This window comes from Halorubrum sp. SP9 (genome assembly GCF_005435015.1).
GTDB lineage: Archaea > Halobacteriota > Halobacteria > Halobacteriales > Haloferacaceae > Halorubrum > Halorubrum sodomense.
Genome location: NZ_SGXU01000413.1, coordinates 1 through 421, shown reverse-complemented (window position 1 = coordinate 421; position 421 = coordinate 1). Strand labels below are relative to the sequence as shown.

The 421-nt window shown below is 70.1% G+C and carries 1 protein-coding gene; it reads right to left on the bottom strand.

Annotated elements, in window-relative coordinates:
- The coding region (locus EXE45_RS18070; protein ID WP_137695133.1) for a bifunctional 2-polyprenyl-6-hydroxyphenol methylase/3-demethylubiquinol 3-O-methyltransferase UbiG at nucleotides 1-363 on the bottom strand (363 nt) is incomplete at its 3' end.
- Nucleotides 364-421 lie beyond the last annotated feature (58 nt).

Genomic DNA, 421 nt, shown 5'->3' with positions numbered 1-421 from the left:
CGTCTCGACCGAGTACACGGCGTCGAACGCCCCGTCCTCGAACTCGCCGACGAGGTCCTCTATCGCGCCGCAGTGGAACGTCCCGTCGGCGGCCAGGTCGGGGTAGGTCTCCCGCATCGCGTCGAACGCGTCGGCGTTGATGTCGACGCCCGAGAGGTCGTCGAACCCGTGGGCGGCGAGGTGATCGAGGTGCCGCCCCGAGCCGCACCCCAGTTCGAGGACGGCCGCGTCGCGGTCGAGGTGCGCTGTCAGCGCCTCGCGGATCCGCTCGCTCGTCTCGTTCGGCCCGTAGTGCGCGTAGTAGCGCGGTGAGTATTCGCCCGCCCGGTTCGTCCACGAGTCTCGGACGGCGTTGGGTTCCACGTGTGCCACCGCGGACAGAGACCTAAAACGCCGTCGAACGGCGTCCAGGCGCGGACGC